This window comes from Pseudoalteromonas sp. 4NS20-0020, assembly GCF_057554385.1.
In genome coordinates, this window is the sequence record NZ_BAAJMI010000001.1 from 745,621 (window position 1) to 769,354 (window position 23,734).

21 protein-coding genes and 1 tRNA gene are annotated in these 23,734 nt (G+C 39.9%); 17 read left to right on the forward strand and 5 right to left on the reverse strand.

What is annotated here, in order from left to right:
• The first annotated feature begins 96 nt into the window (after positions 1-96).
• The 7 genes from AC27JL_RS03435 (at position 97) to AC27JL_RS03465 (ending at position 7,029) form a co-directional block, all read left to right on the forward strand.
• The gene (locus AC27JL_RS03435) at positions 97-2,097 is read left to right on the forward strand and encodes a winged helix-turn-helix domain-containing protein (protein ID WP_487194806.1); all 2,001 of its coding nucleotides are present in this window, start codon (positions 97-99) and stop codon (positions 2,095-2,097) included.
• A 52-nt stretch (positions 2,098-2,149) separates the two neighbouring features.
• The gene (locus tag AC27JL_RS03440) at positions 2,150-2,524 is read left to right on the forward strand and encodes a DUF4112 domain-containing protein (RefSeq protein WP_058428598.1); all 375 of its coding nucleotides are present in this window, start codon (positions 2,150-2,152) and stop codon (positions 2,522-2,524) included.
• Between the two features lie 68 nt (positions 2,525-2,592).
• Positions 2,593-3,240 carry a glutathione S-transferase family protein gene (locus AC27JL_RS03445; protein WP_058428599.1) on the forward strand — a complete coding sequence of 216 codons (648 nt, stop codon included), beginning with the start codon at positions 2,593-2,595 and terminating at the stop codon, positions 3,238-3,240.
• A 107-nt stretch (positions 3,241-3,347) separates the two neighbouring features.
• The gene (locus AC27JL_RS03450; RefSeq protein ID WP_487194807.1) at positions 3,348-3,902 is read left to right on the forward strand and encodes an elongation factor P hydroxylase; all 555 of its coding nucleotides are present in this window, start codon (positions 3,348-3,350) and stop codon (positions 3,900-3,902) included.
• Positions 3,892-5,055, forward strand: a complete 1,164-nt coding sequence (locus AC27JL_RS03455) for an ATP-NAD kinase family protein (RefSeq protein WP_487194808.1) — start codon at positions 3,892-3,894, stop codon at positions 5,053-5,055. The genes AC27JL_RS03450 and AC27JL_RS03455 overlap by 11 nt, the downstream gene beginning before the upstream one ends.
• Positions 5,052-5,327 carry a YfcL family protein gene (locus tag AC27JL_RS03460; RefSeq protein ID WP_008126956.1) on the forward strand — a complete coding sequence of 92 codons (276 nt, stop codon included), beginning with the start codon at positions 5,052-5,054 and terminating at the stop codon, positions 5,325-5,327. The genes AC27JL_RS03455 and AC27JL_RS03460 overlap by 4 nt, the downstream gene beginning before the upstream one ends.
• Positions 5,328-5,472: 145 nt before the next feature.
• Positions 5,473-7,029, forward strand: coding sequence for an AbgT family transporter (locus tag AC27JL_RS03465; RefSeq protein ID WP_006793363.1), 1,557 nt, complete (start codon positions 5,473-5,475; stop codon positions 7,027-7,029).
• A gap of 229 nt (positions 7,030-7,258) precedes the next feature.
• Here AC27JL_RS03465 and AC27JL_RS03470 read toward each other — a convergent pair whose 3' ends face one another.
• The 3 genes from AC27JL_RS03470 to AC27JL_RS03480 all read right to left on the reverse strand — a co-directional run bounded on the left by AC27JL_RS03470 (position 7,259) and on the right by AC27JL_RS03480 (position 10,106).
• The gene (locus AC27JL_RS03470; protein WP_008128078.1) at positions 7,259-9,061 is read right to left on the reverse strand and encodes a DEAD/DEAH box helicase; all 1,803 of its coding nucleotides are present in this window, start codon (positions 9,059-9,061) and stop codon (positions 7,259-7,261) included.
• A gap of 159 nt (positions 9,062-9,220) precedes the next feature.
• Complete coding sequence (locus AC27JL_RS03475) at positions 9,221-9,484, reverse strand: GrxA family glutaredoxin (RefSeq protein ID WP_010555975.1); 264 nt, start codon at positions 9,482-9,484, stop codon at positions 9,221-9,223.
• 127 nt (positions 9,485-9,611) lie between these two features.
• Positions 9,612-10,106 (reverse strand): TlpA family protein disulfide reductase, encoded by a 495-nt coding sequence (locus AC27JL_RS03480; protein WP_487194809.1) that lies wholly within the window; start codon positions 10,104-10,106, stop codon positions 9,612-9,614.
• Between the two features lie 300 nt (positions 10,107-10,406).
• Between AC27JL_RS03480 and AC27JL_RS03485 the strand changes: the two genes are divergently transcribed.
• Positions 10,407-10,934 carry a redoxin family protein gene (locus AC27JL_RS03485; RefSeq protein WP_277054241.1) on the forward strand — a complete coding sequence of 176 codons (528 nt, stop codon included), beginning with the start codon at positions 10,407-10,409 and terminating at the stop codon, positions 10,932-10,934.
• A 309-nt stretch (positions 10,935-11,243) separates the two neighbouring features.
• Complete coding sequence (locus AC27JL_RS03490; RefSeq protein WP_010555978.1) at positions 11,244-11,690, forward strand: Hsp20 family protein; 447 nt, start codon at positions 11,244-11,246, stop codon at positions 11,688-11,690.
• Between the two features lie 66 nt (positions 11,691-11,756).
• Here AC27JL_RS03490 and AC27JL_RS03495 read toward each other — a convergent pair whose 3' ends face one another.
• Positions 11,757-13,313 (reverse strand): cryptochrome/photolyase family protein, encoded by a 1,557-nt coding sequence (locus tag AC27JL_RS03495; protein WP_487194810.1) that lies wholly within the window; start codon positions 13,311-13,313, stop codon positions 11,757-11,759.
• 164 nt (positions 13,314-13,477) lie between these two features.
• A complete protein-coding gene (locus AC27JL_RS03500) occupies positions 13,478-13,945 on the reverse strand; it encodes a globin (protein ID WP_487194811.1) in 468 nt (155 codons plus the stop codon).
• A 392-nt stretch (positions 13,946-14,337) separates the two neighbouring features.
• Here AC27JL_RS03500 and AC27JL_RS03505 point away from each other — a divergent pair.
• The 8 genes from AC27JL_RS03505 to pnp all read left to right on the forward strand — a co-directional run bounded on the left by AC27JL_RS03505 (position 14,338) and on the right by pnp (position 23,725).
• Positions 14,338-14,414, forward strand: a tRNA-Met gene (locus AC27JL_RS03505).
• A gap of 282 nt (positions 14,415-14,696) precedes the next feature.
• A complete protein-coding gene (gene rimP / locus AC27JL_RS03510; protein WP_006793371.1) occupies positions 14,697-15,152 on the forward strand; it encodes a ribosome maturation factor RimP in 456 nt (151 codons plus the stop codon).
• 39 nt (positions 15,153-15,191) lie between these two features.
• A complete protein-coding gene (gene nusA / locus AC27JL_RS03515) occupies positions 15,192-16,691 on the forward strand; it encodes a transcription termination factor NusA (protein ID WP_006793372.1) in 1,500 nt (499 codons plus the stop codon).
• A gap of 25 nt (positions 16,692-16,716) precedes the next feature.
• On the forward strand, positions 16,717-19,374 hold the full coding sequence (infB, locus tag AC27JL_RS03520; RefSeq protein ID WP_006793373.1) for a translation initiation factor IF-2: 2,658 nt from the start codon (positions 16,717-16,719) through the stop codon (positions 19,372-19,374).
• A 109-nt stretch (positions 19,375-19,483) separates the two neighbouring features.
• Positions 19,484-19,930 (forward strand): 30S ribosome-binding factor RbfA, encoded by a 447-nt coding sequence (rbfA, locus tag AC27JL_RS03525; RefSeq protein ID WP_006793374.1) that lies wholly within the window; start codon positions 19,484-19,486, stop codon positions 19,928-19,930.
• A 14-nt stretch (positions 19,931-19,944) separates the two neighbouring features.
• A complete protein-coding gene (truB, locus tag AC27JL_RS03530; RefSeq protein WP_487194812.1) occupies positions 19,945-20,889 on the forward strand; it encodes a tRNA pseudouridine(55) synthase TruB in 945 nt (314 codons plus the stop codon).
• A gap of 109 nt (positions 20,890-20,998) precedes the next feature.
• A complete protein-coding gene (rpsO, locus tag AC27JL_RS03535; RefSeq protein WP_006793376.1) occupies positions 20,999-21,268 on the forward strand; it encodes a 30S ribosomal protein S15 in 270 nt (89 codons plus the stop codon).
• Between the two features lie 330 nt (positions 21,269-21,598).
• Positions 21,599-23,725, forward strand: a complete 2,127-nt coding sequence (gene pnp, locus AC27JL_RS03540) for a polyribonucleotide nucleotidyltransferase (RefSeq protein WP_010555982.1) — start codon at positions 21,599-21,601, stop codon at positions 23,723-23,725.
• Positions 23,726-23,734: the final 9 nt, after the last annotated feature.

Genomic DNA, 23,734 nt, shown 5'->3' on the forward strand with positions numbered 1-23,734 from the left:
ATTGCGGGTAACTGATTAAGCAGCAATGGAATTAGCCTAGAGTTTCTCTTAAGAAAACCTTAATATATGATTTATAATAATTTATTGGAGTAGCTAGTGGGCAAGTTTGTAATAGGGGAATTTGCTATAGATGTCAGTCGATGCAAAATATCATCAGCTGACACAGAGCAAGTCGTTGAACCTAAAGTCATGGATGTACTGCAATACCTTTATTCACACCGGGGTACTGTGGTTAGCCAAGAACAAATTTTTTCAGCCGTATGGCCCAATGCGACATTTAGCCCCAGTTATGTACAGCGCTGTATTGCATTGCTAAGAAAAGCATTGAGTGAAGACTCAAAAAATCCACGCTATATTATTACTCACCCAAAACGTGGATATAGCCTCGAAGTAGCTGAGCCTCAGTTAAATAAACCCAAGCGTATATATTTGTCTGCGTTGGTCATTTTAATGGTCACGTTGATTGGGGCTGTAAGTTGGTTGTATCCCGATACACCCCAAGTAAAAACACACTTTACTAAATTGATGCCCATTTCTTCGAGTGAAGAAAATGAATCCAGTATTTCCTTATCACATAATGGTGAGCATATAGCGTTTGTGCGTGGTGATAAGCCAAATCAAACTATCTGGTTAAAAAACTTACGCTCAGGAAAAGAAATTAGATTAACCCAGAAGCAATCAACCTATCACAGCCTAGGCTGGAGCAGAGAGGACAGTGAAGTCGCATTTGTGCACCAGCAAGATACTCAAACACTGGGGTATTTCACCTTAGATAAACTGACATTACAACCTGCCAACTACAGAGAAGTTTATACTTTTAAAGACTTTACTGTGACGAGTCAGCAGTTAGAGTGGGCCAGTGACAACCATATTTATTTTATTGAAAAACGCCAAAGCGATAATCATACTCAACTAAGTGCAATTGATTTAACAACGCAAGAAAAACGTGTTATCAAGTCATCCGCAGGACAGGATTGGATGAAGTTGCAGGCATTATCACCGAGCCAGCAGTCTATTGCACTAGCTTATGAAGCTGGGCAAAATAAATACAGAGTTGATTTGCTCGACATTAAGACAAGCACAACGAAAACATTAGCGATTGTTGAAGATTCAGTACAGGGATTGAGCTGGCACCCCGATGAACAACAATTATTGATTAGTAATAAGCATGAACTCCAGTTATTAAATTTACAAGGGCAACTAAAAAAGTTGGCGTTTAATAACTACCACATTATTAGAGACGCGCATTTCTCGTTGTCAGGTAACGATATTTTAATGGAATTAGTTAAGATTGATGTGGATATCACCCGCTCTACTCGTCAAGCGCCAACGCAATTTGAAACCCTTGTAGATACCTCATCGATCGACTTTTTACCTGTGTATTCCCCTGACTCGTCAAAATTTGTATTTGAATCTCATCGTTTTGGTACAAAGCAATTATTTTTGTATGAAAATAGCACGCAAACGCTGATTTTTTCGAATCCAGATAATGAAGAACTATTTGGTATAGTTTGGTCAAAAAATGGTGAAGAGGTGATCACTGCTAGTAAAAATACACTCTTTCGAATTAATTTCAAAGAAAAGAGCTTTGTGAGTATTCCTCACTCCTATCATTCATTTTATCTACGAGAAATGTATCACCACGAAGACGCTATTTTAGTTTCTTATCGCGCTGCAGACGGTGTTACTTTTCACCCAGCTAAATTTGATTTAGAAACGCTCGAATTAACACCTTATACAGGCTCTGGAAAGCGATTGGCATGTTATGCCATGGATATTGATCAACAGGATCAGGTTTATTTTTCCAATGAAAAACAGATCTTTAGATTGAACAAAAACAAAGAACTTGAGACTGTTTGGCAATCAACTGCAAAAGAGATCATCGGTTTGAGTGCCGAAGCTACAATGATGACAGTCACACTTGCAGATAAAGACGGTTATGAGATAAATGAAATAGACTTTAAAACAGGTCGTAATAAAACTATATTCACCGGCAAAGATGATGGGAAAATACTAATAAATGCATCCCATGATTTTCAGCAATTTCTTTATTTAACAGAGCCGAAAAGAACACGTACCTTAGTGCGCTTAAATTAACAATTATAAAAATTAGTAATTGTCAAATTATGAAATTAAAGATAGGGGGTTTATGAAGACAAACACGCAACACCGCCAAGCAGCATTAAAACGCTTAGAAAGGTTTAGTCAACTAACCGACAGTAGTATTCGTTTTCCTTTTACAAACTTTAGGTTTGGTATTGAGGCGGTTATTGGTTTTGTACCCGTTGTAGGGGATGTGATAGGGCTTATTTTATCTAGTTACGTATTATTTGAGGCTCATAAGTTAGGTATTAGCTGGCATGTTAAACTGCGGATAATTATTAATATGCTGATAGATTTTTTTATCGGATCAATCCCTCTTTTTGGCGATATATTTGATGCGTTTTTTAAAGCTAACACCCGAAATACACTCATACTGAAAAAGTATATTACTAAGCAACTAAATAAAAACAGTAACGGGTAATTTTTAGTATTTATTTTGCGATTAATTAATGTACAGTTGGGAAGTTCGTTTTTAACAAGGAATAGGTAATGGAATTATTTATCGGCAATAAAAACTACTCAAGCTGGTCATTGCGCGCATGGTATTTAATGAGTAAATTTGAATTGGAGTTTGATGAAATTCAGCTTGTACTCGATACCCCAGACTTTTACTGCGAGTTAAAAAAACATTTTACAGTTCAAAAAGTACCCGCATTAATTGATGGTGATTTACACGTTTGGGACTCACTTGCTATTTGTGAATACATTAACGATGCGTACCTTTCGCAAGTTGCCTGGCCTAAATACGTAACGCAGCGTGCAACTGCACGAGCTTTAAGCGCTGAAATGCACTCAGGCTTTATGGCTCTTCGAAGTGAAATGCCAATGAATATAAGGGCAAAGCGAAAAATTACACTTTCAGATGATGCTAAAAAAGACATCGCCCGCATCGACGACATATTTGCTAAACAGCAAGAGATTTACCCAAACCAGTGGATGTTTGGCGATTTTAGTATTGTTGATGCAATGTATGCCCCCATTGTACTGCGATTGAAAACCTATCAGGTAACCTTGTCTAAAGCCGCTAATAGTTATTGCCAACATGTATTAGCATGCCCTGTATTACAAAGCTGGATAACTCAAGCACTGCAAGAAACCGATATTGTTGATGCAGATGAAGCTGGGGTTGATTTATAAATATAGGTCAGTAAGCGACTTTTACTTTAGCTATAAAAGCCCGTACAATTCATCTCGTTTTTAGTGCGCCAAAAGGCGCTTTAACCGAGACGAATTAGTCGTATTATATGCATCAAATCGCTGATCTTATTTCTATTTTCGAAAACACATTTTACCAAAGCCATAATACAAGGCTGATAAAAGGTGATTGTGAGCCCGTGTACCTTCCCGCAACACAAAACACCCCTTATCATCAAATTGTGTTTGCACATGGTTTTTATGCCAGTGCCTTGCATGAAATAGCCCATTGGCTGGTTGCGGGCATTGATCGTCGACAACAAGAAGATTACGGCTATTGGTATTGCCCCGATGGCCGCGATAAACACCAGCAGGCTGAGTTCGAAAGTGTAGAAGTCAAGCCACAAGCCATTGAATGGCTATTAAGCACTGCAGCGGGTTTTCCCTTTAATGTATCGGTAGATAATTTAAATGGTGAGCAAACATGTCGTTTTGATTTTCAAAAGCGGGTTCACCAGCGCGTACTTACGTTGATTGAAAGTGGTTTTAATGCACGAACTCAATCATTATTAATCGCGCTTACTCGTTTTTACCACACACCATGGCCAATGACTGCAAATCAGTTTGATTGGCAACACCCTCAGGAGTTTTGTGATGCAGTTTAAATTAGGTTTAATTATAAACCCTGTAGCAGGATTAGGCGGAAGTGTCGCCCTCAAGGGAAGCGATGGGGCGCAAACCGCAGCAAAAGCGATTGAGCTAGGTGCACAACCTAAAGCAAATAGCCGTACTAAAGCCGCACTAGAAATACTGTTACCGTATAAAGAGCAGCTTGTTATTTATACCGTAAATGGCGAAATGGGCGAACAAACAGCAAAAGCTTTAGGTTTTAATGTTGAAGTTGTATACAACACAGACGCAGTAACAACGCCGGATGATACCGAGAGTGCCGCAAAGGTGTTAAAAAATGCCGATGTAGATTTAGTTCTATTTGCAGGTGGCGATGGCACCGCACGTAATATTTGCCATGCCATTGAAGATACTGTCCCAGTGCTTGGCATTCCTGCCGGATGTAAAATCCATTCTGGCGTATATGCCATTACACCAAAAGCTGCCGGGCGAGTAGTTGAAATGCTCGTAAGAGGCGAGTTAGTGACGTTAGCTGATGCCGATGTAATGGATATTGACGAAGACGCATTTAGGAAGGGGACAGTAAAAGCTAAACGCTTTGGCGAAATGCAAATACCCAGTGAAGTACGTTATGTGCAAGCTGTAAAAAATGGCGGTAAAGAAACAGACGAATTAGTACTTTCAGATATAGCTGCTTACGTTGTGAGCGAAATGGACGAGGACACACTTTACATTATGGGTAGTGGTTCAACAGTCGAAGCTATAATGGAAGAAATGGGCCTTGAAAATACTTTGTTGGGTGTTGATTTAATAAAAGATCAAACACTTGTAGGCCAAGACCTAACAGCCGCCGACTTACTTGAACTTACCCATAAGAAAAAGACCAAACTTGTGATCACTTTAATTGGTGGGCAGGGTCATATTTTTGGTCGCGGAAATCAGCAGCTAAGCCCTGCGCTTATCCGCGCTATTGGCAAAGAGAATATTATTGTTGTTGCAACAAAAACCAAGCTACAGGCATTGAATAACCGCCCGCTAATTTGCGATACAGGCGACAACGAACTAGACGACGAATTAACAGGTTACATAAAAGTAACCACCGGATTTAACGATCATATTATGTATGCAGTAGGGCACCAATACCAAGATGAAACGGGTGCTATACAAAATCAGGAGATAAACAAGTGACCTTAGTAAACTATATTGACGCGGCTCAACAGTATTATGATGATTTAGTTATCAAAGCAACGGATGACGAATTATTTGCAGGCGGCTACTTACGCGGTCATTTTGATCTTGCTGTAGGCTATGCTGAAGTTGAGCAACTTACTATCAGTATTGATCAGTTAAACGAAACAGTAGAGCAAAGTCTTGTAAAAGCGTACCGTAACGGAGAACTTAACGAAGAAGACAAGGCACTAGTTGTTCGCTTATGGGAAGAAGTTAAAGCGCTCGCTTAGTAACCAAATGAACAAAAAAAGCACGATTATCTTTGGTAATCGTGCTTTTTTTATTTAACGTTCCTAAAATAGCTTTTTACGTTAATTTACTGTTGCGTATTAATGCGATATTGTTACTTAAATAAATTTTAATGAGCGAAATACAATGAGTAATAATCAAGATGCTTTACCTTCAGGAGTTGTTGCGCGCTTCTTGAATGTAGTTGAGCGGGTTGGTAATAAGCTACCTGATCCAGCAATTATATTTTTATTTGCTATGTTATTAATATGGGGTTTGTCGTGGTGGTTTTCTGGCGTAAGTTTTGATGCGATTGATCCGCGTACAGGCGAAGCAATTATTATAAACAACATGCTTGCAAGCGATTCGTTGGCCACTTTTTTATCTTCAATGGTAAAAACATTTACCGGCTTTGCTCCTCTAGGCGTAGTACTTGTGGCTATGTTAGGTGTTGGTGTAGCTGAGCACTCAGGCTTTATTAATACAGGCCTTAAGCTAATGTTAAAAGTAACGCCTAAAAAGCTGTTAACACCGTCTATTATTTTAGTGGCTATTGTAAGCCATACAGCCACGGACGCAGGTTACGTGCTTGTGATACCGTTAGCTGGCGTAATCTTTTATGCAGCAGGAAGGCACCCATTAGCCGGGATTGCAGCGGCATTTGCCGGTGTAAGTGGTGGCTTTGGCGCCAACTTTATTCCATCTGGAATAGACCCATTACTCCAAAGCTTTACACAAAGTGCTGCTCATATTATTAATCCTGATATGTCGATAAATCCATTAAATAATTGGGCGTTTGCATCAGCATCAAGCATGTTTATTGTATTACTGGGTTGGTATATTACCGATAAGATTATTGAACCTCGTTTACAAAATACGCCACTTGATGGAAACAGTGAAGATTTACCTGTTTTTGAAGATGCTCGAAGCGATGAAAAGCGCGCATTCTTCATAGCAAGCAGCGTAATGATTGCAGGCATTGCTTTACTTGCGTATGTCTCTGCGCCGGTAGATTCAGCCATGCGTAGTAGCGATGGCTCCTTAACTAATTTCCGTTCACCTTTAATGCAATCTATTGTGCCGTTGATCTTTTTGTTATTTTGGATCCCAGGCGCAGTATATGGCTTTACAGTAGGTACATTTAAAAGCTCTAAAGATATGATAGATGCCATGAGCAAGGCAATGGGCGGTATGGCTTACTACATTGTTATGGCATTCTTTTGTGCGTTATTTATTGCTGCCTTTAGCAAATCTAACTTAGGGGCATTACTTGCAATCGAAGGGGCGCAGTTATTAAAAGCCATGGCTCTTCCAAGTTCGGTAACGGTGGTAGGTATTATATTTTTAACCGCATTTGTTAATTTATTTGTAGGCTCTAGCTCGGCCAAGTGGGCATTACTAGGGCCGGTATTTGTACCTATGTTAATGCAACTGGGTATTTCACCTGATTTAACGCAAGCGGCTTATCGTGTTGGTGATTCTAGCTCTAATATTATTACACCGCTTATGCCTTACTTCCCATTAGTTGTGGTTTATTGTCAAAAGTACGTTAAAAGTACGGGAATTGGTACGCTAATAGCGATGATGCTGCCATACTCGGTTGCATTTTTAATTGGCTGGAGCTTGTTTCTACTCGGTTATTGGGCATTGGGTATTCCGCTAGGGTTAGATGCAAGTTACGTGTATCCAGCAGTAGCGCCTTAACATAGAGCATTCGGTACAATACAGTAAAGGCCTCACTATTAATAAAGTAGTGGGGCTTTTTAGTTTTAATTGAATGATTTACACAGAAGTTTATAGTCGCCTTGCTTAGAAGATAATCATGGCTTGCGGTTGTGAGTTACGCAGAACAGCTTGAACCATTACTTAAATTTCAGACACAAAAAAACCTTGGCACTTTCGTACCAAGGTTTTTTTATTAGAGAACTGTTGCTTACTTAGCGGTAAAGCTAACTGGGCGACGTTCTTTACGAGGTCCGCTACGCTTATCACCGCGTGGGCCATCGTTACGTTTTCTATCACCAGATGGGCGTTCGCCACGTGGTTCAGCTGGGCCTTGATCTTGTGTAATTGTCATACCCATTGGGCGTTTACAAATAAACACTTTTTGGAAATGATCCAGTACATCTTTAGGCATGTTTTGTGGTAACTGAACAGTGCTGTGTTGATCGTGTAAACGAATGTCACCAATAAACTTGCTTGAGATATCAGCTTCGTTAGCAATTGCGCCAACAATATTCTTAACCTGAACACCATGCTCACGACCTACTTCGATACGGTAAGTATCCATAGGGCCTGCATCACGGCTGTTACGCTCGCGTGGTTTACGTTCAGAACGTTCACCACCACGTTCGTTACGACGTCCGCGATCACCACGCTCATTGCGTGAATTGCGTTCATTACGCTCACGTGGTTGAATCTTAACTTCTTCAACTTTAATTGGCGACTGTTGCTGTGCCAAACACAGTAAAGCACCCGCTAAGTTTTCAAGAGGAAGGTCAAGCTTTTCAGCCATGTTAGTAGCCACTTCGTTAAAGAACGTAATGTCTTTGTTTTCAAGCGCAATACTTAATTTTGCTTGTAACGCAGCGATACGTTTTTCTTCAACAACTTTAGCTGTTGGTAATTCAACCTGTGCAATTTCAGACTTAGTATGACGAATGATATTTTTAAGTAAGTAACGTTCGTTATGCTTAACAAATAAAATTGCTTTACCAGTACGACCTGCACGACCTGTACGACCAATACGGTGAACGTAGGCTTCAGAATCTTGTGGAATGTCGTAGTTGATAACTAAGCTTAAACGGTCTACATCAAGACCACGAGCTGCTACGTCTGTTGCAATAACAACGTTCAGCATGCCACTTTTTAAGCGGTCAACAGTGCGTTCACGTGCTTGCTGGTTCATGTCACCATTAAGCGGAGCTGCAGAGAAACCTTCGCGCTCTAATAATTCAGCAAGTTGAACGGTATCGTTACGTGTACGTACGAAAACAATAGCACCTTCGTATTGCTCAGCTTCTAAAAAGCGAACAATCGCTTTGTTTTTATGTACGCTTGCGTTCCAAAACACTTGCTCAACAGACGATACTGTCGAGTTACGCGCAGAAATATGAACCTGTTCAGGGTTATTCATATATTTGCTGCTGATGTTTTGAATTTGCTTAGGCATGGTCGCAGAGAAAAGACATGTTTGCTTTTCGCGCGGTGTTTTTTCCATGATGTTTTCAACATCATCGATAAAGCCCATACGTAACATTTCATCGGCTTCATCAAGTACAAGTGCTTGAAGAGCATCAAACTTGATAGTGCCACGGTTAATATGATCGATTAATCGACCCGGAGTAGCAACAATGATTTGAGCGCCACGACGAAGTGCGCTTAATTGAATGCTGTAGCTTTGGCCACCGTATAGTGCTAATACTTCAACACCACGAGTACCTTTTGCATATTGTTCAAATGCCTCAGCAACTTGGATCGCAAGCTCACGTGTAGGTGTGAGTACAAGGATCTGTGGCTGTTTCACAGACGGGTCAATATTGTTTAGTAACGGCAGTGCAAATGCTGCGGTTTTACCTGTACCCGTTTGTGCTAGTCCCAGTACGTCCTTTCTTTCTAGCAATAACGGTATACATTGAGCTTGGATTTCAGATGGTGTCTTGTAACCCAACTCTTCAACTGCCTTCAAAATTGCAGGAGAAAGATTTAGAGATTCAAACGTGACTGGTTCTGACATTAATACGCCTCAACGAATTTAAAGAGGCGCGCATTATATAGGATTAGCGAGGCAAATGCTTGTATAAATTAAAACTAATTTGTATGTGCTTGATGTTGGTTGAAATTTAACCAGTCCAGTTGTGGGATTATTGAACTGGTTAACAAATTTAATACACGACTACTTGTACAAGCCTAGGTTTTCTTTTGCATAAGCTTCAAATTCGGTAAAACCGCCAATGTGACTTTGATCAACAAAAATTTGCGGGACAGTAGGGCAAGGTTTACCTGCTGACTTCTCTAAATCGGCTTTGCTTATGCCTTCTTTTATGATGTCGATGTAACGAAATTTAAAATCATCGCGCTCATTGGCAAGTTGCTCTGCAACATCTTTGGCACGAACACAAAATGGGCAGCCTTCACGGCCAAAAATTACTGTAAGCATAGTGCTCTCCTTTATTTGATTGAATTTAGTTTAAATGATTAAAAAATATAATAAAGCGCAAAAAAGTGATTGTGCCATTCTATTATTGCGATGAACATTAATTTGACCGAGTCATGAATGGCATAATTCACCACGTTCTTGCCGCTATTCCTAATTGGGTTGAATAGCCCATTGCGTGTGCTGTTATCTGTAAATTTGCATTTATTACGTAGTAAGTTGGAAAAGCGCTTACTTTATAATTTGATTGGGTATATTGATTACCAAGAAGTATGGGCATACTTAGGTTTAAGTCATCAATAAATTGAGTAACTTGTTGCTCATTTTTATAATCAAGGGCAATACCAATTACATTAATGTCTGAGTTTATTAAGGTGCTTTGTAAATTGGGCATGCTGTAGCGGCATATTGAGCACCAAGGAGCAAAGAAATACACAATGGTTGTTCTCCCTTCAAGCTCTGCAATACTAAATCTTTCGTTATTTTTATTTAAAATAGGCAAGTTAAAATAAGGGGCAGGAGTATGGTTTGTTTCAAGTAAATTACGCGTTTGGTAGGCACTTGCTAAGTAAAACACGAGTATTGCTAAACTTAAATTCATTAACGTGCTACGTATTAATGCCATTGATTTTATCTGACCTATTTATAATTAAAAGCCAACCCTAACATAAATGCTAAGCAGCCACTGTTATTTGACAGACAGAGCTTTAGCGTTTGCTTGTGTATCAAGCCCAGTTGCTAATAAAGCATACGTTAAAGTTTCACTGCTTTACACAAATCAGGCCTTTAGCTAATAAGGTTTGCTGATTACGTTAGAAATTTCCTGATTACATTTTAATGGTTGAATTTATAACTTTAACCCTAAGCTCTATATTTGAGACGAACATATAGAATATGTTTTTTAACTGCAAAGGAGATCAAGATCATGAGCAATTATTTACAACCAGCAATGAAAATGCCTTCACTTAAAGTTAAAGATAATGAGAACAACCTTGCTGACGTGTCGGCTCGACAGACAGATTTACCCTGGAAAATGATAGTAATCTATCGCGGAAAGCATTGTCCATTATGTACTAAACAACTTAATGCACTTGCTAAAATGAGTGATAAATTTAAAGATGCAGGGGTAGAGATTGCCGCTGTTAGTGGTGACAGTCACGCACAATTAACAGAGCATCTAAACGATTTACACGTTAATTTTCCTCTTTATAGTGGGTTATCATTAGCTCAAATGACTGATTTAGGCCTGTATATTAGTGAACCACGCAGTGAAAAAGAAACCGATCACCCATTTGCTGAACCTGCTATTTTTGTAATTAACGAGCATGATCAAATTCAGATACTAGATAAATCAAATGCACCTTTTTCACGCCCTGATTTAAATGATTTGCTCGCTGGCATTGAATTTATTCGCGAAAACGATTATCCAATTCGTGGCACATTAACACACTAATTAGCGATGAATACTTAGCGCTAATCTACAATACTGGACAACCATTTTGAGGAATTAAAAGCATTTGACTTTTTAATGCCTCAAAATGGGTTACTAATTTCACTAGTTTATAAAATGAGGAATTTTTTTAAATATTTTAATTTATTTACTTGAAAACATTTTTACCGTCCATATATAGTTTAGTAGGACGCCTGATGGGTCCTAAACTAAACTTAAACAATTGAAATTTATATTATTAATTTATATTTGTTAGCGCTTGTTCAAATGAAAAGTGCAGACAAAATATCGCTTAAATATGAGGATATTATTATGCGTACAGTAGACTTATCACCACTTTATCGTTCATTCATTGGATTTGATCATTTAGCGTCTTTAATGGATGCTGCGGCGAATACAGACAAGCAGCCGAGCTTTCCTCCTTACAACATTGAAGCACTCGATCAAGACAGATACCAAATCACTATGGCTGTTGCCGGATTTAGCGACAACGAGCTAAGCATTGAGTCAGAAAATAACACATTAAAAGTAGCGGGTATAAAAGCTAATAAAGATGAAAACAAAGAACGTAAGTTTATTCATCAAGGAATTGCAGAACGCAATTTCGAGCGAAAGTTCCAGCTAGGAGACCATGTTAAAGTACTTGGCGCCGACTTAGCAAACGGCTTACTTACTATAGAGCTTAAGCGCGAAATACCTGAAGCATTAAAGCCACGCAAAATTGAGATTGGCCAAGGACGCTTACTAGAAGATAGCTAATCTGGTTATTAACAACATTTTTTTCCCTGATTATTTAGCCGCCTCTTTTGAGGCGGCTTTTTTGTGTCATAAAGACTCAATGTTATTTATGTAGTGTGTAGCTTGATTAAGTGTGTCTTCGCGTAAATCATCGCTTTGCTTATCCCAATTTCTATAAACCATGCCTATGCGTGGATTTTTCTCTAGTTTTTCGCGGTGTGTTTGCATAAAACGCCAATATAAACTGTTCAGTGGGCAAGCTTTATCCCCCACTTTTTGTTTCACGTCGTATTGACAATTTTTGCAATAGTCGCTCATTTTATTGACGTAATTACCACTTGCAGCATAGGGTTTAGTGGCAATAATTCCATCGTCTGCAAATTGGCTCATTCCACGTGTGTTAGGCATTTCAACCCACTCAATGGCATCTATGTAGACACCTAAGTACCAGTTATCAACTTCGTCAGGGTTTATTCCGCTGAGTAAACAAAAGTTACCAATGATCATCAAGCGTTGTATATGATGAGCGTAGGCAGTATCTAAGCTTTGTTTTAACGAGTGGCTCAAACAGTTCATTTTTGTAGAACCATCCCAAAAATATTGAGGGAGATTATTATTGGCTTTTAGTTGATTTTTAGTTGCGTAGTCGGGCATGTTTACCCAATAAACAGCACGAACGTATTCTCGCCAACCGAGTATTTGCCTGGTAAACCCTTCAACTTGTGAAAGAGATATTTCGTCAGGCCGCTGCTCGAATTCAGATATTACACGTTTGATTACATACAAGGGGTGAAGAAGTTTAGTGTTTAGGGCAAAAGAGATCCTGCTATGGTAAAGACTGGTATTGTCTTTACTTTGATCTGTCATTGCATCCTGAAACTTACCAAAATTGACAAGTAAATGCTCGCAAAAGTATTCAAGAGATTCTTTGGCTTGCTTACGTGACGTAGACCATTCGAGTTTTCCTTCTTTAATTTCTCCAAAGTAAGCGATGTTGTGTTTTTTTAAACGAGCGAGGATATGACTTACATCGTTTTTAAATAATTTAGGCTCTGGGATAGATTTTAAGTCTTGCTTAGAGAATTTATTGCGGTTATTACTGTCGTAGTTCCATTTACCGCCAGCTGGCTTATCGTCCTCCATTAATAAATCATATCGTTTACGCATAGCACGATAAAAGTGCTCCATGGTCACGTGCTTATCTTTTTTGAATCGATCTTTAATATCATTAAAGGGCAGTAAAAAATGCTCTGAGTCATATGCTGATACATTTATTTCGGATGATTGTTCAAAATCAGCTAATTGCGATTTTAACCTAAATTCGTCTGGGTATAAGTATTCTATGCAGGAGCAGTTATATTCCTTAGCAACACGATTTAGCAATGCGGGTAGGTGTTTATCTTCGTGTGTGTCGTCTAGGGTTAAGTGCAATACATTGAAACCTGCAGATTTTAACGCAGTTGCAAAGTTTTCCATCGCATTAAAAAAAGCACAAAGCTTTTGCACATGGTGTTTAACGTAATTGGTTTCTTGTTTTAATTCTGCGATAAGGTAGAGAACATCGTCCTCTTTACTTTTAAACCAAGAATGAGAAGGATTGAGTTGATCGCCTAAAATGAGTCTTAAGGTTTTGTAAGTCGCCATGATTAAACCAAAATTGAAATTTGTACGAGGGTGTCTGCTTAATCGATCGCTGTAACTTTAATAACAAATTGTATAATTTGAGCTTTATTTAAATATTCGCTAATGAGTGTATAAACACTCATCAAGCATCAAATTTGATATGAGTAGGCTCAATTAAAAGCGCCTTAGTTATTATTGCTTTGCTTTTGCTTTTGCTTAGAAAGTTGGGTTAAGCACACCACGTTAGAGACGTTAAACAGCGTATCATTCGTATAGCGTTCAAAGTAAGTAAGCACTTTGCGCCATGCTAAATGACTTTCTTCATTAAAAAACCGACCTAAATGCTCAACTAATGTTACATAAAATATATCAGTCAGAGGTTTAATATCACTCTGCTGAATATTTAATTTTTTTAAAAACTGTAAGTGATGGCTCAGAAATGGCGCAACCGATGATGGATTATCAATATTTTTGATTATGCGCTCTAAGGTACAATATAAAATATAACTTTTTTCGTTAAACTGTTCAGCTGTTAGCGTGTTCATCGAAATATCTGACTCTACAAGCTTTCTATGAAAACGCGCGGTAAATGCATGAAAGTTTGGTTTTATGATGCCAATACTTTTTAATAAAACAGATTTATGTGAATTCATCAGAGCCTCACAGAAGATTAAAAACTTATTTTTATTATTTTTATTATTATAGCTCGCGTAACAAAAATTACACGTTTTTTGATATAAAAGTATTAATTCATTGATAACTTTTTGAGTTCTATTGTTTTTTTAAATAAAAGTGAGAGTAGTTATTAATTCCATTATTGTGATTTCACTAGGCTTAAACAGCAAATGGTTAGCCGTTTAAAATAGGTTTATACCCATAATAGGTATAATGTTTTATTTCCTTACATCTGATTTGAACTGTATTTCCAAAGTTATTGGTTATTATGGTTGCTAATTATCCCCAACATCCCTATAATAGCGGCCATTGTTTAGTCTGTTTTAAAACAGCTAACAGCGATGTTAAATCAAGGTTTGATATCTATTGGCGCGGGATGGAGCAGCCTGGTAGCTCGTCGGGCTCATAACCCGAAGGTCGTCGGTTCAAATCCGGCTCCCGCAACCAATTCTACTAATAAGTGAGAACTTATTATTTTATATCGCGCATTCTATGTAATGCGCGTTTTGCGTTTAAGCTAATGTAGTTTAATTTGGTCAGTTACTGACTCGCAACCAAGCTCGGCCCTAGGCCACACAGTTTTATGCTTTATTGGTGTGACGCCCCGCTTGGTTCGGGGCGTTGTTGTATCTGCACCTTTCTTAATTTATGGCGGTTGTCATTAAATTAAAATTTAAACTCAGTATTTTAGGGCTATAAGCCCTTTTTTTGTTTGTATGGAGGATTTTCGTGACAAAACTTGAACAAGATTTAGTAACCATGTTAACGCCTGCGGTAGAAATGTTAGGCTTTGAGTTACATGGTCTTGAATTTGTACAAGCGGGTCGCCATTCTACCTTAAGAGTATATATTGCTCATGAGGATGGGATCTCAGTTGATAACTGTGCGGACGCTAGTCGCCAAATTAGTGCGATTTTAGATGTCGAAGACCCAATTACAAATGAATATGATTTGGAAGTGTCGTCTCCTGGTGTTGATCGTCCATTATTCAAACAAGATCACTACGAGCAGGCGCAAGGAGAGGAAGTACGCGTGCGTACTAAACTTCCACAAGACGGTCGTCGAAATTTTAAAGGCGACTTAATAGCAGTTAGCAGCGATATGATCACACTATCTAGTGATGGTGTAGAGCATTTGATCATGCTTAGTAATATAGAACGTGCGAATTTAATCGCAAAGTTTTAAATTCGAGTGCGAAGGAATAGGGCAAGCGAGGCATTACCCATGGCAAAAGAGATATTATTGGTTGCTGAAGCCGTTTCCAATGAGAAAGCGGTTCCAAAAGAAAAGATTTTTGAAGCATTAGAGTTCGCATTAGCGACTGCGACAAAGAAAAAACACGATGGTGAAATTGAAGTACGTGTATCAATTGACCGAAAAACAGGTGATTACGATACGTTCCGCCGCTGGCAGATTGCTGAAGTATTAGAGGATGGTTCATTAGAAAATCCTTACAGCGAAATAACATTAGAAGCTGCGCAGGTTGAAGAGCCTGACTTACAGCTAGGTGATTTTGTTGAAGAGCAAATTGATTCAATCAAATTTGACCGCATCACAACACAAATGGCTAAACAAGTAATCGTACAAAAAGTACGTGAAGCTGAGCGCGCTTTAGTTGTTGACGCATATAAAGACCAAGTGGGTGAGTTAGTAACAGGTGTTGTTAAAAAAGCAACGCGTGATTCAATCGTACTTGATTTAGGCAACAACGCTGAAGCAGTTATTTACCGTGATGACATGCTACCACGCGAAAACTTCCGTCCAGGCGACCGTATTCGTGGTCTTTTATACGAAGTTAAGCCAGAAGCACGCGGCGCACAGTTATTTGTAACGCGTTCTAAGCCAGAAATGCTGATGGAATTATTCCGCATTGAGGTGCCAGAAATTGGCGAAGAAATGATTGAACTTCGCGCTGCTGCACGTGATCCAGGTTCGCGCGCTAAAATTGCTGTTAAGTCAAACGACAAGCGCATTGATCCAATTGGTGCATGTGTTGGTATGCGTGGAGCTCGTGTTCAAGCTGTTTCGTCTGAACTTGGTGGTGAGCGTGTTGATATCGTTCTTTACGATGACAACCCTGCACAATTTGTTATCAATGCAATGTCGCCAGCTGAGGTTGCTTCAATAGTATTAGATGAAGACACTCATTCGATGGATATCGCTGTAGAAGCCGATAATCTAGCACAAGCGATTGGTCGTAATGGTCAAAATGTTCGTTTAGCAAGCCAGTTAACTGGTTGGGAACTAAACGTTATGACTGTTGACGAGATGCGTACTAAAAATGAAGCAGAATCAGATAAGTTACTTAACTTATTTACTGAAAATTTAGATATCGATGATGAGTTTGCAACCTTACTTATCAACGAAGGTTTCTCAACACTTGAAGAAGTGGCGTACGTGCCAGCCTCTGAGTTTTTAGAAATTGACGGTCTTGACGAAGAAACGGTGGATGTTTTACGTTCACGCGCTAAAGATGCATTAACAACTAAAGCACTTAAAACGGAAGAAAGCTTAGAAGGCGCAGAGCCAGCTGAAGACTTACTTGCGCTTGAAGGCTTAGAGCGTCATCTAGCATTTGTAATGGCAAGTAAAGGTGTTGTAACACTTGAAGACTTGGCTGAGCAAGGTATTGACGAGCTAGTCGATATCACAGAGCTTTCATCTGAACAAGCAGGTGAGCTGATTATGGCTGCACGAAACATTTGTTGGTTTGCAGACGAGTAATTTATTAACGGAGGTATTACACACTATGGCAGAAGTAAATGTTGAAAAACTAGCCGGCGATATAGGTACAACTGTTGATAAATTGCTACAGCAATTTTCGCAAGCGGGTATCACTAAGCAGGCAACTGATAATGTAACTGAAGCTGAAAAAGCAACGTTACTTGATCATTTAAGCAAATCACATGGCGGCACGGGCTCTGAAGGCCCTGCACGCATGACTTTACAGCGTAAGAGCAAAAGCACATTAAATGTGACTGGCTCTACAGGTAAAGCGAAGGCGGTTCAGGTTGAAGTTCGCAAAACACGTACATACGTGAAGAAAAGCGCGATGGAACAAGAGCAAGAGCAACAACGCTTAGCCGCTGAAGAAAAAGCCCGTCTTGAAGAGCAGCAAAAAGCTGAACAAGCTGCAGCTGAGTTAAAGGCAAAACAAGAGGCAGAACGTAAAGCGAAAGAAGACGCTGATCGTAAAGCCAAAGAAGAAGCTAAACGTAAAGCAGACGCTGAACGTAAAGCGAAACAAAAGCAGATGACCCCAGAGCAAAGTGCTAAGTCTGAGAAAGATCGCATCGAAGCTGAGCGTCTGCAAAAAGAAGCAGAAGAGGCCGCATTGAAGAAAGCTGAAGAAGAAGCGAAACGTCAGGCAGAAGAAGCAAGAAAACTAGCTGAAGAAAACTCGGCTCGTTGGAAGAAAGAAGAGGAAGAGCGTAAGAAGCGTGAAGAAACAGCAGATCACCACCTTACAACTTCAACTTACGCACGTGAAGCAGAAGATGTAGCTGATGCTCGTGAAGAGCAAGGCTCTCGCCGTGCTAAGAAAAAGAAAAAAGCGCCAGCAAAAGATAAGTTTGCAGCGTCTAAGGGTAAAAAAGGTAAGCTAAAAGCACCTGCATCATTACAACATGGTTTTCAAAAACCAACTGCTGATGTAAAAAATGAAGTACGTATTAGCGAAACAATTACAGTTGCTGAGCTTGCATCACGCATGGCTGTTAAAGGCGCTGAAGTTGTAAAAACAATGATGAAAATGGGTGACATGGTTACAATTAACCAAGTTATTGACCAAGAAACTGCGCAACTTGTAGCAGAAGAAATGGGCCATAAAGTTATCATCGTTAAAGAAAACGAATTAGAGCAAACAGTACTTAACGACCGCCATGAAGATGGTAAGTCAGAGCCTCGTGCTCCAGTTGTTACTGTAATGGGTCACGTTGACCATGGTAAAACATCAACGCTTGATTACATTCGTTCAGCAAAAGTTGCTTCAGGCGAAGCCGGTGGTATTACGCAGCATATTGGTGCATACCATGTTGAAACAAATGGCAACATGATCACATTCTTAGATACTCCGGGTCACGCCGCGTTTACATCAATGCGTGCTCGTGGTGCTAAAGCAACTGATATTGTAATCCTAGTAGTTGCAGCCGATGATGGTGTAATGCCACAGACTAAAGAAGCGGTACAGCATGCTCGCGCAGCGGGTGTTCCTTTAATCATTGCTGTGAACAAAATGGATAAAGAAGGCGCAGATCCAGATCGCGTTAAGAACGAGCTAGCACAGCTTGACGTTATCCCAGAAGAATGGGGCGGCGACACGCAGTACGTTCATATCTCAGCTAAAACAGGCTTAGGTATTGATGAACTACTTGAAGCCGTACTTATGCAATCTGAGCTATTAGAACTAACTGCACCAAGTCAAGGTATGGCTGCAGGTGTTGTAATTGAATCGCGTCTTGATAAAGGCCGTGGTCCAGTAGCGTCTATCCTTGTTCAGTCAGGTACACTTAACCAAGGTGACATTGTATTATGTGGTCTTGAGTATGGCCGTGTTCGTGCTATGCGTGATGAAAACGGTAAAGATATCAAGTCTGCAGGTCCTTCTATTCCAGTAGAGATTTTAGGTCTATCTGGTATCCCTGCAGCCGGTGATGAAGCGACGGTAGTTAAAGACGAGCGTAAAGCGCGTGAAGTTGCATTATACCGTCAAGGTAAATTCCGTGATGTTAAATTAGCACGCCAGCAAAAAGCGAAACTTGAAAACATGTTTACTAACATGGCTGAAGGTGACGTTTCTGAAGTTAACGTGGTACTTAAAGCAGACGTTCAAGGTTCTATCGAAGCGATTTCTGATTCACTAACTAAGCTTTCTACTGACGAAGTAAAAGTGAAGATTGTGGGTTCTGGCGTTGGTGGAATCACAGAAACAGATGCAACGCTTGCTGCGGCATCTAACGCGATTGTTGTTGGCTTTAACGTTCGTGCTGATGCATCTGCACGTAAAGTGATTGATTCTGAGAACCTCGACTTACGCTACTACAGCGTTATTTACGCCTTAATCGAAGAAGTTAAGCAAGCGATGTCAGGTATGCTTGCACCAGAATTTAAGCAAGAAATTATTGGTCTTGCTCAGGTTCGTGACGTGTTCAAATCACCAAAAATTGGCGCAATTGCAGGTTGTATGGTGACTGAAGGTGTTATTAAGCGCAGCGCGCCTATCCGTGTACTACGTGATAACGTGGTTATATACGAAGGCGAACTTGAATCACTTCGTCGCTTTAAAGACGATGTGCAAGAAGTGCGTAATGGTATGGAATGTGGTATCGGTGTTAAGAACTACAATGACGTACGTGTTGGTGACCAAATCGAAGTATTTGAAACAGTTGAAGTACAACGTACTCTATAATTGTTAGCTCACTAAACAAATAAATGGGGGCTTAGCCCCCATTTGTGTATCTATTACTTAATTAGCTTATTATTAAATTTCAATAAGTTACATTTTTAGGACAAGTTTCATGAGAGAATTTTCTCGCACTGATCGTGTTGGCCAGCAAATCCAAAAAGAAATTGCTGTGATTTTACAACGCGAAATTAAAGATCCGCGCTTAGGCATGGTGACAGTGTCTGCGGTAGAAGTATCGCGCGATTTATCTTATGCAAAAATTTTCATCACTGTGTTTAACACAAAAGATGAAGATGCAGCAAAGCAAAGCGCAAAAGTACTTAACGAAGCTACGGGCTATATTCGTTCGCTTTTAGGCAAGCGTATTCGTGCTCGTATTATGCCAGAGCTAAAGTTTGTGGTTGATAATTCATTAATGGAAGGGATGCGTATCTCTAACTTAGTGGACACAATCATCAGAGAAGATAACGCAAAACACGTCAATGAAGACGATAGCAGTGTTGATGATGCGTCGAACTCAGGTGACAACATTAAACAAGCAGATGATAAAGATAGCTAAGAAGGCATATAGCGATGGCAAGACGCAGTAAAGGCCGTGCAATAGACGGGATTTTGTTGTTAGATAAACCCAAAGGTATTTCGTCAAACAAGGCATTACAGCAAGCAAAAGGTATATATTTTGCCCAAAAGGCGGGGCACACAGGTGCACTCGATCCGCTTGCTACCGGTATGCTGCCAATCTGTTTTGGTGAAGCGACTAAGTTTACTCAGTTTTTACTTGATACCGATAAAACCTATGTTGTGCGTGCTAAGTTAGGTGAAAGAACAACAACATCAGACTCTGATGGTGAAATAGTTCAGACGCGAGATGTAAACGTAACTGTTGATCAATTAAAGCAAGAAATTTCAGCGTTTTTAGGTGAATCTGATCAGTATCCATCGATGTATTCTGCGCTTAAGTATGAAGGGAAACCTTTGTATAAATATGCGCGTGAAGGGATTGAAGTTCCTCGAAAATGCAGAAAAATAAATGTATTTAGCCTAACGCTTGATGAGTTTGATGAAGCGAATAATGAAGTACAAATGACAGCTCACGTTTCTAAAGGGACTTACATTCGTACTATTGTTGATGACTTAGGTGAAAACTTAGGCTGTGGTGCTCATGTAATTATGCTTCACCGCTCGGCTGTTGGCCATTACCCCGCAGATAAAATGGTATCGATAGAGCAGTTAGAATCGTTACTAGCTAAAGCAAAAGACGAAGAAACCGTTCCGTCAACCTACCTTGACGAACTGCTTTTGCCAATGGACACCGCTCTAGTTGATTTACCGGTTGTGGAAATCACTAAAGAGCAGGGTGTTTCATTTAGCCACGGGCAAGCTGTAGTTCTTGGTAAAGAATTACCTGATGGTGCAATAAAGGTATTAGCCGATGGTTTGTTTATAGGCACAGGCGAGAAAAACCCTGATGGCCATTTAAAATCAAAACGCGGTCTATCAAACCAGCAGGCAGAGTAAAGTTTAACTTGTAGTTATTATTATACTTGGTAGAATACGCCCGCTTAATCGTTTTGGCTGAATTAGTGATCGGCTAAGACACCTTTTAAATTTAATTTTTGGAGTTACTATGTCACTAAGCAATCAAGAAAAAATCGATATCATTGCTAAATTCGCACGTGCTGAAGGCGACACTGGTTCACCTGAAGTACAAGTAGCATTACTTACTTTTGATATCAACAAGCTTCAAGGTCACTTTGCTGATCACAAGCATGACTTCCACTCACGTCGTGGTCTGCTTCGTAAAGTAAGCACTCGCCGTAAATTGCTTGATTACCTTAAAGGTAAAGATATCTCGCGTTATACTGCACTAATCAAAGAACTTGGCCTACGTCGCTAAGAACTTGATTACGAGAAAAGGAGCTTTTTAGCTCCTTTTTTTGTGCCTGAAATTTAACAAATTACATCGCAATGTCACCTTTAAAGCTATCTGTAGTCGCTCTCATTAATTCGAGCCAATTAGATGCCAAACACACAAACTAAAACTGTTTGCTGGACTCGCATTTTTACGTGGCTTTGGTATATACTGTGCGCGTAGATAAAAAGGTTTATCTACGGTTATTAACATCATTGCCAATTGTAGTACTTAATTGATTTCCAACTGAATACAATTATGTACTGTAATTGGTACTTTGATGGAACACTTATTTAGATTTAAAGGATATTTTAAGTGCAAGCAATTATAAAAGAATTTCAACTAGGTCAACACACTGTAACCCTAGAAACAGGTGCAATCGCACGTCAAGCAGACGGCGCAGTACTAGCAAGCATTGGCGATACGTCAGTACTAGTAACGGTTGTTGGTAAGCGTGAAGCACAGCCAGGTCAAGACTTCTTCCCACTAACAGTTAACTACCAAGAGCGTATGTACGCTGCAGGTCGTATCCCAGGTGGTTTCCTTAAGCGTGAAGGTCGTCCTAACGATGGCGAAACACTAATTGCACGTCTTATTGACCGTCCAATTCGTCCACTTTTCCCAAATGGTTTTGTAAACGAAGTACAAGTTATTGCAACTGTTGTATCTGTAAACCCAGAAATCCAACCTGATATGGTTGCGATGATTGGTACATCAGCAGCACTTGCTATCTCTGGCATCCCGTTCAGTGGTCCAATTGGTGCAGCTCGTGTTGGTTACATTGGTGGCGAATACGTTCTTAACCCAACGTTAAAAGAACTTGAAGAGAGCCAACTTGATTTAGTTGTTGCTGGTACTGATAACGCAGTACTTATGGTTGAATCAGAAGCAGACGTACTTGCTGAAGACGTAATGCTAGGCGCGGTTGTATACGGCCATGAGCAATCACAGTCTATCATCAATGCTATTAACGAATTTAAAGCAGAAGCAGGCAAGCCTACTTGGGATTGGACTGCACCTGAGAAAAACGTATCTCTTGAAGAGAAAGTAGCTGAACTTGCTGCTGATAAAGTAGGCGAAGCTTACCGTATTACTGATAAAGTAGCGCGTAAAGAAGCACTTGGCGTAGCTAAAGATGCAGTTATCGAAGCACTTTCAAGCGAGCTTGCTGAAGGCGAAACGCTTGATAAGCAAGAAGTGGGTAAAGTATTCGGTTCACTTGAGAAGAAAATTGTTCGTGGCCGTATCGCTGCAGGCGAAAAACGTATCGATGGTCGTGAACCAGATATGATCCGTGCACTAGACGTAATGACTGGCGTATTACCGCGTACTCACGGTTCTGCTATCTTCACACGTGGTGAAACACAAGCATTAGTAACAGCAACGCTTGGTACAGAACGTGATTCACAGTTAATCGACGATTTAACGGGCACGCACAAAAACCACTTTATGCTTAACTACAACTTCCCTCCATTCTGTGTAGGTGAAACGGGTTTTGTTGGTTCTCCTAAGCGTCGTGAAATTGGCCACGGTAACCTAGCTAAGCGTGGTATCCAAGCAGTAATGCCAACATTGACTGACTTCCCATATTCAATCCGTGTTGTATCTGAAATCACTGAATCAAACGGTTCATCTTCAATGGCATCTGTGTGTGGTACATCACTAGCGCTTATGAACGCGGGTGTTCCAATTAAAGCATCTGTTGCAGGTATTGCTATGGGTCTAGTTAAAGAAGACGAGAAATTCGTTGTTCTTTCTGACATCTTAGGTGACGAAGATCACTTAGGTGACATGGACTTTAAAGTAGCAGGTACTACTAACGGTATTACTGCATTGCAAATGGATATCAAGATTGAAGGTATCACACAAGAAATCATGCAAATTGCGCTTAAACAAGCAAAAGCAGCACGTTTACACATATTAGAAGTGATGGACGAAGCGATTTCTGCTCCTTCTGAAGAGCTTTCAATGTTTGCTCCGCGCATTTACACAATGAAAATTCCACAGAAGAAAATTGCTGAAGTTATTGGTAAAGGTGGCGCTACTATTCGTCAACTTACTGAAGAAACAGGCACAACAATTGAAATCGGTGATGACGGTACAATTAAAATTGCCGCTACTGACGGTGAAAGCGCTGCAAATGCAATCAGCCGTATTGAGCAATTAACAGCAGAACTTGAAGTAGGTACTATCTACGAAGGTAAAGTTGTACGTATTGTAGATTTCGGTGCGTTTGTAAATATTCTTCCTGGTAAAGATGGTTTAGTGCATATTTCTCAAATTAGCACAGAGCGCGTTAATAACGTTGCAGATCACCTTAGCGAAGGTCAAGAAGTTAAAGTTAAAGTACTAGAAGTAGACCGTCAAGGTCGTGTACGTCTTAGTATTAAAGAAGCAATGGAATCAGCTGCACCAGCGGCAGATGCGTCAACTGATGCTTAATTGCTAATA